A 12,639-nucleotide genomic window follows, 5' to 3' on the forward strand; every position below is an offset into this window, starting at 1 on the left:
CGTCAGGGGATTTTGCGTCCTGATTTCCAGGTCAGGCAAATAATATCTGGATGAGTAAGGTGTGAATTATGGGATTTTTTCTAAGACGTTTATCGTTCTATTTTATTGCGTTGGTCGTTGCTGCAACGATTAACTTTATTATACCGCGAGCAATGCCAGGTGACCCAGTTACCATGATGTTCGCGAATGCGACTACTCAGGTAACTCCTGAGCGTATCGAAGCTATGAAACAACTACTTGGTTTTGTTGATGGGCCTCTTTATCAGCAATACTTTATCTATATTAAAAATATCCTAACTTGGGAATTAGGTACTTCAATTAAATTCTACCCTCTAAGTGTAAATACACTATTAGGTGGCGCATTTGGTTGGTCTCTTTTCTTGGCGGGTACTGCGGTTGTTCTATCTTTCTCTCTAGGATCTATATTAGGTATTTTTGCGGCTTGGAAACGAGGCAGCGCTTATGACACATTTATCTCTCCTGGGATGTTGGTTATCCAAGCGGTACCACAAGTAGTTATTGCGATGCTTGCCATGTTTACTTTTGCCGTGGGATTAAAGTGGTTCCCCACAGGTTATGCATATACACCAGGTAATATTCCCGACTGGACTAGCTGGGCATTTATTAAAGATGTCGCTTACCACGCTATTCTTCCTTTGTTGTGTGCATCAATAGTTCAAATTGGTGGCTTCCTGATAAACATGCGTAACAACATGATTAATCTGCTTGGTGAAGACTACATCACCATGGCAAAAGGCAAGGGATTGAGTGAAAACAGAGTGGTATTTAACTACGCGGCTCGTAACGCAATGCTACCAAGCGTTACTGCTTTATCAATGTCTTTAGGTATGGCTATTGGCGGTCAACTTATTGTTGAAATCATTTTTAACTACCCGGGTCTTGGCTCTGTATTATTCAACGCCATTAATTCTCGTGATTACCAAGTACTTCAAGGTCAGCTATTAATCATGACTCTGTTTATGCTGTTCTTTAACCTTCTTGCAGACATGTTATACGTTGTTCTAGACCCTCGCTTACGCAAGGGAGGAAAATAATAATGAAAAACTTAATTAAACTTCTTACTGGTAACTCTAAGTCACTGTTTGGTTTAGGTATCTTATTTACGTTTATCTTCGTCGCTGTATTTGCTCCATTTTTAAGTGACCACGCACCAGATAAACGAACAGGTAATCCACATGAATACCCAAGCTTTGTTGTCAATGCGGCTGAAAACAATCCTGATGGGTGGGTTTCAGAAAATTTAGCCACTGACCGTCGTTCTTTATTAATGTCTAAAAAAGCAGATCACGTAATGGGAACAACACGTATGGGACGTGATGTTTGGTCTCAGCTTGCTCATGGCGCTCGTGTATCACTGGCGGTTGGTTTTGGTGCTGGTTTAGTGGTGTGTTTCTTAGCAACCGTAATTGGTATCTCTGCGGGTTATTTCGGCGGAAAAGTCGATGATATCTTAACCGCAGCAATGAACATCATGCTGGTTATTCCACAATATCCATTACTGTTCGTTCTTGCTGCATTCATCGGTGAGGCGGGCCCCGTAACCATTACTTTGATTATTGGGTGTACGTCCTGGGCATGGGGCGCACGTGTTATTCGAGCTCAAACCTTATCAATACGTGAAAAAGAATTTGTTAGAGCGGCAGAGGTTTTAGGTGAATCTTCATTGCGCATCATTTTTGTTGAAATTCTTCCAAACCTTATTTCAATTGTAGGCGCAAGTTTCATTGGTTCAGTAATGTACGCCATCATGATGGAAGCAACCATTTCATTCTTAGGTCTTGGTGACCCAAGTACCATTAGCTGGGGCATCATGTTGTACAACGTACAAACATCATCATCTATCCTAATTGGGGCATGGTGGGAGCTGATTGCACCTTGTATGGCTCTGACACTTCTCGCTGTCGGTCTTGCAATGCTTAACTTCGCCGTTGATGAAATCGCTAACCCACAACTTCGTTCTCACAAAGGAATGAAACGTTGGAAAAAACTAGCCGCTCAAGATACAAACGAGCGTAAACCAGACCTAGGTAAACCAGTATTAAATTGGAACAGGGAAGATTGATATGACTGACCCGCAAATTTCTATCCGCAATCTGTGTGTGGATTACATTACTGAATCAGGTGATGTACGTGCTGTAAACAATGTGAGTTTTGACATTGGTAAAGGTGAAGTCTTTGGTTTAGCAGGTGAATCTGGTTGTGGAAAATCAACTATTGCATTCTCTTTAATGCGCTTGCATAAGCCACCAGCATTTATCACCGGTGGTGAAGTAATATTCGATGGCCGTGATATTTTAAAATACAGCGATAAACAAATGCAGGCATTCCGTTGGAGTGAAATGTCCATGGTATTCCAAAGTGCCATGAACGCATTGAACCCTGTATTAACAATCGAAGAGCAATTTTGTGACGTAATTATGCGCCACACAACGATGACTCGTGCACAAGCGATTGTTCGTGCTCAAGGTTTGTTAGAAATTGTTGATATTCACCCAAACCGTTTAACGGATTACCCTCACCAGTTTTCTGGTGGTATGCGTCAACGTTTGGTGATTGCTATTGCATTAGCACTTAATCCTAAAATGATCATCATGGACGAACCAACAACCGCACTTGATGTTGTCGTTCAACGTGAAATTCTACAGAAAATTTACGCGCTTAAAGAAGAGTTTGGTTTTTCTATTCTATTCATTACGCACGATCTATCGTTAATGGTTGAGTTTTCAGATCGCATTGGGATCATGTACTCAGGTGAGTTAATTGAAGTTGCCTCTTCAAAAGAGATCTTAACCTCACCTTATCACCCATATACGAAAGGGTTGGGGAGTTCATTTCCACCACTAACGGGGCCAAAAACTAAGTTAACAGGTATCCCAGGAAACCCATTAAATTTACTTGAGATCCCACAAGGCTGCCGCTTCCAATCACGTTGTGACCGCGTACACGATACATGTCGTTCAGTACCGACACAATTACGTCAGATTGAAATTGGCCACTTATCTAATTGTCATCTATACGGTGAACCAATTAGACAAGCAAAAGCATAATAACGGATTATCTGGAGTAAATTATGAGCAAACCACTTGGCAAACTATTAGTTGAAGGTAAAAATCTAGTAAAAGATTTCCCTATCAGCAGTAACGCACTCAAACAACCAATGATGCGTGCAATTAATGACGTATCTTTCAAAATGTACAAAAGCCGTGGCTTATCTGTTGTTGGTGAATCTGGATCAGGTAAATCTACAACAGCAAAAATGATAGCAAAAATGTATGCGCCAACAGACGGTCTTATCGAGTATAAAGGTCGCGACATCCAGGATATCGTCAAGAAAAACGATCTGATGGCTTATCGTGAAGGCGTACAAATGGTATGGCAAGACCCATTTGGATCTCTAAACCCTACCCATAACATCTTTCACCATATTGCTCGACCACTGCTTATCCATAAGAAAGTAGACCCTAGAAACAAACAAGAGTTACAAGAACGCGTTTTCGATCTTTTAGATCAGGTCGGCCTAAATCCACCAAAAGAAACATCAGAAAAATACCCACATCAACTTTCTGGTGGTCAACGTCAACGTGTGAATTTAGCTCGTAATATTGCAGTAGGTGCTGAAGTTGTTCTGGCTGATGAACCAACATCAATGCTTGATGTATCTATCCGTGCAGGTGTACTTAACCTGATGGAAGAAATGAAGTTTGAGAAAGAAATGTCTCTACTTTATATCACTCACGATATCGCGACAGCACGTTACATCGCGGAAGATCTCGCGGTAATGTACGTTGGGCATATGGTTGAATGGGGCGATACCGATGAGATCATCCATGATCCACAACACCCATATACACAATTGTTAGTTTCTGCTGTACCTGATCCAAGCAAGTCGATTCATACCAAACTGAAAGGAAATAAAGGGGAAATTCCTCTTTGGACTCCAGAATCAGTAGGTTGTCCTTTTGCTGGGCGTTGTACTCATGTAACTGAAAAATGTAAAGAACGTATGCCTGGCGTAACAAAACTGTCAGACAACCATTTTGTTCGTTGTTACTTGTTCGAAAATTAATTTCACACAAGTTAACCTCAAACAGCAGTAATTGGTATTTTGGAGAAATAGATGCAACTGTTAACAAACCACATTGGATATGAACATAATGGACCTAAATCAGCCGTATTATTAACTGATTCACCTCTTAATAAAGAGTTATTAGGCAACCTTATTTGTACTCAAACACAACAGGTAAAACATCAGTTTTCTATTTCTTCATCACTCCAAATTGCTAAATGGCATCAAGGGTATTTTGCAGAGATTGATTTCTCAGACTTTAATCAACAAGGTGAGTTTATTCTCACGATTAATGACAGTAAATCACACCCTTTTACCATTGGTACCCATTTACTAATGAAAAACACGTTTTCTGATGTTTTACATTATTTTAAGTCTCAACGTTGTAGTGGTATTTTTGATAAACAAGATAAAAAAGCCCCTATCATCAATAGCAAAGAAACCATTGATGTTCATGGTGGTTGGTATGACGCATCGGGTGATGTCAGTAAGTATTTAAGCCACTTATCTTACGCTAATTATTTAAACCCTCAGCAAATTCCAATGGTTGTATGGAATATGCTTAAAGGCTTAGAGTTAACTCAAAACCTATCGGATTTTGCTGCATTCTCTCGCACTCGTCTTACGGAAGAGGCGTTATTTGGTGCTGACTTCTTAGTTCGTATGCAAAGTCCGGAAGGTTTCTTCTATATGACGGTTTTTGATAAATGGAGTAAAGATATAACTCAACGAGATATCTGTGCTTATTCAACTCAAAATGGTCATAAGTCTGATGATTATCAAGCTGGTTTTCGTCAAGGTGGTGGTATATCCATTGCAGCTCTTGCGGCGGCTTCTCGTTTAAGTACTGAAGGTGAATTTACTCACGACGAGTATTTAAGCGCAGCAGTTAAAGGCTATTGGCACTTAAAAGAAAACAATCTCAATTACTTGAATAACGGTGAAGAAAATATTATTGATGAATATTGCGCCCTTCTTGCTGTTATCGAACTGTTCAAAACAACCCAAAATAACGCTTTCTTAATTGAAGCTCGTGTGTGGGCTGAAAGATTATCTGCTCGCCAACTAAGTGATGAAAATCAAAATAATTTCTGGTCTGCAACTAAAAATGGAGAGCGTCCTTATTACCATGCGGCTGAAGCGGGGCTTCCTGCAATTGCGCTTTCTCAATACCTCGATATTGAAACGGATAATAGTCGCCGAGCAAACACTCAACTGACAATAACTCAAGCCGTTCAATTTGAACTGACAATAACATCAGAAGTCAGTAACCCTTTTGGCTATCCTCGCCAATATGTAAAACCAGTAAATGATAATAAACGCAGTTCTTTTTTTGTCGCCCACGACAATGAATCGGGCTATTGGTGGCAAGGTGAAAATGCACGTTTAGGTTCTTTGGCAAGCATGAGTTACTTAGCTCTCCCTTATATCACCTCTAAAAATACGGTACAAAAACTCGAATGCTTTGCTCAACAAAATTTAAATTGGGTATTAGGTTTAAATCCTTATGACATGTGCATGTTAGATGGTCATGGACATAACAATCCAGATTACCTTCCTCATCTTGGGTTCTTTAATGCTAAAGGTGGTGTATGTAACGGGATTACTAGTGGATTTGAAGATGAAGACGATATTGCGTTTAATCCAGTCCCACACGCTGATGACATGTTACAAAACTGGCGTTGGGGAGAGCAATGGATCCCTCACGGTGCATGGTACCTACTGGCGATTTTATCTCAATATTCTTATCAATCAATGCAGGTAAATAATAATGACTGATCTGTATGTAGGTATTGATGGTGGCGGTACATCTTGTCGTGCTCGAATTCGCAATAAACAAGGCGAATTACTTGGTGAAGCTAAGAGTGGCAGTGCGAATATCTTACTTGGTATCAATGTCGCGATGGATTCAATTATCACCGCAATTACTCAAGCATCGTCACAACATCAACTAACAGAACTCGACTTTACACGTATGCATGTTGGTCTTGCTCTCGCGGGTGCAGAACAAAAATCGGCATGGTATGCATTCATGGAATTAGAACACCCGTTTGCATCTATGGTGTTAAATACTGATGCATATGGTGCCTGTCTCGGTGCTCATAATGGCGATAATGGTGCAATAATGATCGCAGGAACAGGGTCTTGTGGGATTTATATTAATGATGGAAAACAACATATTGTCGGCGGAAGAGAATTCCCTATCTCAGACCAAGGTGGAGGGGCAATTATGGGATTACGTTTAATTCAAAATACCCTTTTAGCTTATGATGGTATAAAACCTACGACAACTCTAACCGATCATGTTATTCATCATTTCAACCATGATATCGACAGTATCGTTGACTGGTCTAAACGCGCTCGACCATGTGATTATGGCCAATTCTCTCCTGAGATTTTCTCTTTCGCACTACAAGGCGATACGTTAGCGATTGACCTGTTAAAACAAACAGCAACTGACATCGAGATGTATTTAACGGCATTACATAATAAAGGCGCAACAAGAATTGCATTAATGGGAAGTATTGGGGAACGCATTGTTGAATGGCTATCGCCTTCTATTCGCCAATATTTAGTACAACCACAATTTGATGCTATTGAAGGTGGCATCATGATGGCAGGAAAAGCAGAACATAACCTGTTCTAGCATTATATTAAGGAAAATATGATGGATTATCGTGTAGATCTTGCTGTTTTGTCTGAAAAAGACAACCTAAGTCGTTTTGGTTTAACATTACATAATTTAAGTGATGTAGATCTTCATCATTGGCAACTTCATTTCACCATTGATCGCTTCATCGCACCAAACAGCAACACACAAGGAAAACTTGAGCAAGTCGGTAGTTTCTGCAAATTAACTCCCGAAGAGAAACAAGTACTAAAAGCAAACAACCATTATTATATCGAATTTACGATTGCAACGGCCCCGTTCCGCTTTATTTCTGATGGACTTGATGATGCGAGTATTTTTATTACTCAAGATGATAAAAACTATTTTTTAGATGTTTCTATTTCTCCTATCGTTTTAGCATCACCTTACTCAGAGAGAACTCAAATACCAAAAGTCGCTTCGGCTGAATTATCATTAATACCAAAACCGGAATCGGTTCAACGTCTTGATGGGCAATTTGTTTTAAGCAATAAAACGTCATTAGAAATTCAGACGCATCTAGCCAATGGTGCCTCACAATGGCTTATTGAGGAGCTCGCAGCAATAACATCTCAAGAGTTAGCCATCAAAAATACCGGTAATATTGTTTTTATGTCTAATCCAACATTGGATAAAGGCGCATACCAACTTACCGTTACAGAAAGTACCGTACAAATTAAAGCTGGCTCAAACGAAGGTTTTTCTCATGGGTGTGCCACCTTATTGCAGCTAGTAAGTGAGCAAAATCAAACAATTCCATGTGTAAAAATAATCGACCAACCTCGCTTTCATTACCGCGGAATGATGCTCGATTGTGCAAGACACTTCCACCCTCTTGAAAGAGTTAAACGACTTATCAATCAGTTAGCCCAGTATAAATTTAATGTTTTCCACTGGCACCTAACGGATGACGAAGGTTGGCGTGTTGAAATTAAAGCATTTCCAGAATTAACTAACATCGGCGCATGGCGCGGCCCTGAAGAAACTCTAGAACCTCAATATACCCACGTAGCAAAAAAACACGGCGGATTTTACTCACAAGAAGAAATCAAAGAGGTCATCGCTTATGCCGACATGCGTGGTATCACCGTTATTCCTGAAATTGATATTCCGGGACACTGCCGTGCAGCAATCAAAGCATTACCTCATTTATTGGTTGATAAAGACGATCATTCAAACTACCGCAGTATTCAGCATTACACCGATAATGTGTTGTCTCCTGCGATTGAAGGTACTTACACCTTTATTGATACTGTACTTGAAGAAATTGCGGCGTTATTTCCAGCCCCTTACATTCACATAGGTGCAGATGAAGTACCTAAAGGTGTCTGGACTGATAGCCAAAAATGCCAAGCATTAATGAAAGAACAAGGCTATAGCGACCCAGTTGAACTACAAGGTCATTTATTACGTCATGCTGAAAATAAACTCAAACAACTTGGTAAGCAGATGTTGGGTTGGGAAGAAGCTCAACATGGAAACAAAGTAAGTAAAGATACCGTTATCTACTCTTGGTTAAGTGAAGAAGCAGCACTTAACTGTGCTAAACAAGGCTTTGATGTCGTCCTTCAGCCAGGCCAAACTACTTACCTAGATATGGCACAAGATTATGCACCTGAAGAACCGGGGGTCGATTGGGCTAACGTGCTACCTCTTGAAGATGCATATAACTATGAACCATTAGCAGAGCTTGCTGATAACGACCCTATTCGTAAACGAATTCTTGGTATTCAATGCGCGCTTTGGTGTGAAATCATCAATAACCAAGAACGCATGGATTACATGATTTTCCCACGCCTTTTAGCGATGTCTGAAGGTATGTGGACACAAAAACAACACAGAAACTGGACAGACTTTTTATCAAGGTTAAATGGACGATTACCAACCCTAACACGTCAGGGTATTAATTTCCGTCAACCATAAGTCACCCATTTATTAGTATTTTAGTTAAGGATAAAACAATGAAATACGGCTTTTTTGATAACGACAATCGCGAATATGTAATTACACGCCCTGACGTACCAGCTCCATGGACGAATTATTTAGGCACAGAAAAATTCTGTACCGTTATTTCTCATAATGCTGGCGGTTACTCTTTCTATAATTCTCCAGAGTACAATCGTGTTACTAAATTCCGTCCAAACGGTACTTTTGACCGTCCAGGGCACTATGTATACCTTCGTGATGATGAAACGGGTGATTACTGGTCAATCTCATGGCAGCCAGTAGCAAAAAGCTTAGATGAAGCAAGCTACGAAGTTCGCCACGGCCTTTCTTACTCTAAATTCAAATGTGATTACAACGGCATTGAAGCAACCAAAACCTTATTTGTTCCAAAAGGTGAAGATGCCGAAGTATGGGATGTGGTAATTAAGAATACCAGCGATAAGCCTCGTGTTATCTCTGCATTCTCTTTTGTTGAATTCTCATTCAGCCATATTCAATCAGATAACCAAAACCATCAAATGTCCTTGTATTCAGCTGGTACTTCTTATACTGAAGGTGTAATTGAATGTGATCTTTACTACAACACCAATGATTTTGAAGGTTTCTATTATTTAGCATCAACCTTTGATCCTGATTCATACGACGGCCAACGTGACACTTTCTTAGGGGCATATCGTGATGAAGCTAATCCAATCGCCGTTGAAAAAGGTCAGTGTTCTAACTCTGCACAAACCTGTTACAACCATTGTGGCTCACTTCATAAACAATTCACCATTCAACCAGGTGAAGAAGTTCGCTTTGCTTACGTACTTGGCCTAGGTAAAGGCAATGGCGATCGTCTACGTAAAAAATACCAAGATGTCGCAAATGTTGATGCTGCATTCCAAGAGATCAAAGATCATTGGAGCGAGCGTTGTGAAAAATTCCAAGTTAAATCACCAAACGAAGGTTTGGATACGATGATCAACACTTGGACACTGTATCAAGCAGAAACCTGTGTCGTGTGGTCACGTTTTGCTTCATTCATTGAAGTCGGTGGACGTACAGGCCTTGGCTACCGTGATACTGCTCAAGATGCGATCTCTGTTCCTCACTCTAATCCTGAAATGACACGTAAACGTATTGTCGATTTACTACGCGGCCAAGTGAAAGCGGGTTACGGTCTACACTTATTTGATCCTGATTGGTTTGATCCTGAAAAAGCAGACGTTGTTCCATCAAAATCACCTACGGTTGTTCCAACCCCATCGGATGACGATAAGATCCACGGTATTGAAGATACGTGTTCAGATGACCATTTATGGATCGTTCCAACTATCATCAAATATGTAATGGAAACCGGTGAACACTCTTTCTTCGATGAAGTGATCCCATACGCTGATGGCGGTAACGCTACGGTTTATGAACACATGAAAGCAGCGTTAGATTTCTCAGCAGAATATGTTGGCCGTACTGGCATTTGTAAAGGTTTACGAGCAGATTGGAATGATTGTCTAAACCTTGGTGGTGGTGAATCATCAATGGTTTCATTCTTACATTTCTGGGCATTAGAAGAGTTCTTAGATTTAGCTAAATTCCGAAATAATGATGCCGATGTGGCTAAATACTCTGAAATGGCAGCGAACGTACGCGAAGCGTGTGAAACTCACCTTTGGGATGAAGAAGGTGGTTGGTACATTCGTGGCCTAACTAAAGATGGCGACAAAATTGGTACTGCACAACAAACTGAAGGTCGAGTTCATCTTGAGTCAAATACGCTAGCTGTTTTATCTGGCGCGGTATCTCAAGAACGTGGCGAAAAAGCAATGGATGCAGTTGATGAGAACTTATTCTCTGAATACGGCTTACACCTAAATTCACCATCATTCTCAACACCAAATGATGACATCGGTTTTGTTACTCGAGTTTACCAAGGCGTAAAAGAGAATGGCGCAATCTTCTCCCATCCAAACCCATGGGCTTGGGTCGCTGAAGCAAAATTAGGTCGTGGCGACCGTGCTATGAAATTTTACGATGCACTGAATCCATATAACCAAAATGACATGATTGAAAAGCGTGTGGCTGAACCGTATTCATATGTACAGTTTATCATGGGTAAAGATCACCAAGATCATGGCCGTGCTAACCACCCTTGGTTAACGGGTACTTCTGGCTGGGCTTACTTCGCTGTGACTAACTTTATTCTTGGTGTGCGTGTTGGGTTTGAAGGCTTAACGGTTGATCCTTGTATCCCAACAGATTGGCCTGAATTCTCAGTAACGCGTCAATGGCGTGGTGCGACTTACAATATTCAAGTTAAAAATCCGAACTCTGTAAGTAAAGGCGTTCAATCTATCACGATTAATGGCGAAGAAGTTAACGGTGCTGTTCCAGTTCAAGCGGAAGGCAGTGTTAATGACGTTATCGTTATTATGGGTTAGTTCGTTTAATTAACGACCTAATGTAAAGACAAAAGTAAGGAGCTTTATAGCAAGCTCCTTACTCTAAAAGGAATTTACAATGATTCAATTTGGTACTGGCGGATGGCGCGCTTTTATTGGTGAAGAGTTCACTAAAGATAATGTACGTCTTGTCGCTCAAGCGTTATCTAATATTATGATTAATGAACAAGCTCAAGAAAAAGGCTTTGTCATTGGCTATGACCGTCGCTTCCTTTCAGATAAAGCAGGTAAATGGTTTGCTGAAGTAATCGCAGCAAACGGTATTAAAGTAAGCTTTATTGACCGATTCGTCCCAACCCCGATTGTTATGTACCAAGCGAAAGAGATGGGATGTATTTACTCAGCTTGTATCACTGCCTCTCATAATCCAGCCGATTACAATGGCATAAAAGTGTTTATTGAAGGAGGCCGAGATGCAGATGAAATTATTACTCAAAAAATTGAACAACAAGTCGCTCACCTAACGCAACAAGATGTAAGCAGTGTTGATTTTGAAGCCGCGTTAAATGACGGTTGTATCGAAATCATCAATCCAATGAATGCCTTTGTTGATTCTATCATCGATAAAATTGACATGGATTCAATTAAAAAAGCCAACTTGCGTGTGTTAATCGACCCAATGTTTGGGGTTGCAAAAAATGCCTTACAAACAGTATTAATCAGTGCTCGCTGTGATGTTGATGTTATCAACGATGGTGAAAACCCGTCGTTTGGCGGTTTAATGCCATCACCAAATGCAGCTACGCTATATCGCTTAAAGCACTTAGTTGCTCATGATGGCTATGATATAGGTATCGGTACTGATGGTGATGCCGACCGCTTAGGTATCATTGATGAAAAAGGTCACTTTATTCACCCAAATGAAGTGTTATTACTGCTTTATTATTATCTTCTTGAGTACAAAGGCTGGAAAGGCTCTGTCGTACGTAATATCGCAACCACACACTTACTAGACAAAGTTGCAGCAGATCATGGTGAAAAGAGCTTTGAGGTTCCTGTAGGCTTTAAGCATATTAGTTCACAAATGGAAGCGGATGATTCTTTACTTGGTGGTGAAAGTTCGGGTGGTTTAACTATTCGTGGCCACATTAAAGGTAAAGATGGCGTATTCGCTTCAAGCTTATTAGTTGAAATGATCAGTGTTACTGGTAAAAAACTGTCTGAAATGCTTGATGAAATTTATGCTAAATATGGTTATGCCTATACTGCCGAAGGCGACTGTACTTTTAAACCAAGCGAAAAAGAAGCACTGTACAATAAAATTTATATTGAACAACAATTACCAGAATTTGAATATGAAATAGAAAAAGTCAGCTATGAAGATGGCGCGAAGGTCTATTTTAAAAATGGCGGCTGGGTAATTGCTCGCTTCTCAGGAACAGAACCCCTACTACGAATTTTTGCTGAAATGGAAGATCAACTAACAGCAGAAAAAATATTGAATGAAATGAAAGCTTTCCTTTCTCTTTAGTTTCTAATGTATTTTGAATAAAAATACATTTCTAAAGACTTAA

Annotated in this window: 9 protein-coding genes; all 9 read left to right on the top strand. The window is 40.2% G+C overall.

Annotated features, from left to right (window positions below; translation table 11 throughout):
- Positions 1-68 precede the first annotated feature (68 nt).
- The 9 genes from A6E04_RS20360 to A6E04_RS20400 all read left to right on the top strand — a co-directional run bounded on the left by A6E04_RS20360 (position 69) and on the right by A6E04_RS20400 (position 12,596).
- The gene (locus tag A6E04_RS20360; protein WP_012551046.1) at positions 69-1,055 is read left to right on the top strand and encodes an ABC transporter permease; all 987 of its coding nucleotides are present in this window, start codon (positions 69-71) and stop codon (positions 1,053-1,055) included.
- 2 nt (positions 1,056-1,057) lie between these two features.
- A complete protein-coding gene (locus A6E04_RS20365; protein ID WP_017021783.1) occupies positions 1,058-2,083 on the top strand; it encodes an ABC transporter permease in 1,026 nt (341 codons plus the stop codon).
- A 1-nt stretch (position 2,084) separates the two neighbouring features.
- On the top strand, positions 2,085-3,068 hold the full coding sequence (locus A6E04_RS20370) for an ABC transporter ATP-binding protein (RefSeq protein WP_017021782.1): 984 nt from the start codon (positions 2,085-2,087) through the stop codon (positions 3,066-3,068).
- A 23-nt stretch (positions 3,069-3,091) separates the two neighbouring features.
- Positions 3,092-4,087 carry an ABC transporter ATP-binding protein gene (locus tag A6E04_RS20375; protein ID WP_023604539.1) on the top strand — a complete coding sequence of 332 codons (996 nt, stop codon included), beginning with the start codon at positions 3,092-3,094 and terminating at the stop codon, positions 4,085-4,087.
- A gap of 51 nt (positions 4,088-4,138) precedes the next feature.
- On the top strand, positions 4,139-5,866 hold the full coding sequence (locus tag A6E04_RS20380; protein ID WP_065612245.1) for a glycoside hydrolase family 9 protein: 1,728 nt from the start codon (positions 4,139-4,141) through the stop codon (positions 5,864-5,866).
- The gene (locus A6E04_RS20385) at positions 5,859-6,734 is read left to right on the top strand and encodes a glucosamine kinase nucleotide-binding domain-containing protein (RefSeq protein WP_017021779.1); all 876 of its coding nucleotides are present in this window, start codon (positions 5,859-5,861) and stop codon (positions 6,732-6,734) included. The genes A6E04_RS20380 and A6E04_RS20385 overlap by 8 nt, the downstream gene beginning before the upstream one ends.
- Positions 6,735-6,755: 21 nt before the next feature.
- Complete coding sequence (locus A6E04_RS20390; RefSeq protein ID WP_065612246.1) at positions 6,756-8,660, top strand: beta-N-acetylhexosaminidase; 1,905 nt, start codon at positions 6,756-6,758, stop codon at positions 8,658-8,660.
- 38 nt (positions 8,661-8,698) lie between these two features.
- Positions 8,699-11,104 carry a glycoside hydrolase family 94 protein gene (locus tag A6E04_RS20395; protein WP_065612247.1) on the top strand — a complete coding sequence of 802 codons (2,406 nt, stop codon included), beginning with the start codon at positions 8,699-8,701 and terminating at the stop codon, positions 11,102-11,104.
- A 79-nt stretch (positions 11,105-11,183) separates the two neighbouring features.
- Positions 11,184-12,596, top strand: a complete 1,413-nt coding sequence (locus A6E04_RS20400) for a phosphoglucomutase/phosphomannomutase family protein (protein ID WP_017021776.1) — start codon at positions 11,184-11,186, stop codon at positions 12,594-12,596.
- Positions 12,597-12,639: the final 43 nt, after the last annotated feature.

Source organism: Aliivibrio logei (genome assembly GCF_001691055.1).
Lineage (GTDB): Bacteria > Pseudomonadota > Gammaproteobacteria > Enterobacterales > Vibrionaceae > Aliivibrio > Aliivibrio salmonicida.